Source organism: Desulfamplus magnetovallimortis (genome assembly GCF_900170035.1).
GTDB classification, from domain to species: domain Bacteria; phylum Desulfobacterota; class Desulfobacteria; order Desulfobacterales; family Desulfobacteraceae; genus Desulfamplus; species Desulfamplus magnetovallimortis.
The window spans coordinates 1-729 of the sequence record NZ_LT828623.1 but is presented as its reverse complement, the minus strand read 5'-3'; the positions used below and the strand labels follow the sequence as shown (position 1 = coordinate 729).

Below are 729 nucleotides of genomic sequence, written 5' to 3'. Positions count from 1 at the left end.
AAAAAGCATTATGCTGTCAACAGCTTGGGGCAGATGGTCATAAAGCTCAATATGATCAAAAATATGTGCCTTGTCTTGCCCTATAAAACGACCGCATTGAATCCATGCATCTGAGAAATGAGCATTCCTTTCTCTGCCAAACAAAAGAACTGCCCCTTTTGACGGAACAAATCGGCCTTGGCTTGGGACAACTAATTTAAGGGTTTTCAGTTCTTTTTCGCTGATGGGTAGTTTTTGGGAAAAACTTTGGTTAATGGCTTGGATATCCAAATCATCAATTGAGAGTTCAACCATTGGCATTTCATCAAAGGCAACTCCTTCTACAGATCGACGAAGCTCTGCAATCAACTCACGGTCTGCCTGACGATTGGTTGAACCAAGTCTGAAGTAAACACCTCTTTCCACGCCTTCTGAAAGAATAAAATGCGGACGAGAGTTACTAAGAAAGATCTCTACAATCAATAGTGTTTTATCTTCAACCGTTACTATTTCAATATTTGGAACGAGGCGAGGGGCTATGGAATCCGAAATAATGTTACAGAGTCGCTCTTCATCTGCCAAAGGATCTTGAACGCCAATAATGCTGCGATCATCACTTACTCCAATTACAAGCCGTCCACCAGCGGTATTGGCAAATGCTACAAGTGATCTCATAATCGGCCTGGGTGAAGATAAATCACGCTTGAATTCAAGATTTTTCCCTTCAGGTTGGGAAAGGATGGTGTGCTG

General features: G+C 42.1%; 1 protein-coding gene. It reads right to left on the bottom strand.

Annotated elements, in window-relative coordinates:
* On the bottom strand, positions 1 to 720 hold a 720-nt coding region (locus MTBBW1_RS27325; protein ID WP_186441764.1), incomplete at its 3' end, for an AlbA family DNA-binding domain-containing protein.
* Positions 721 to 729 lie beyond the last annotated feature (9 nt).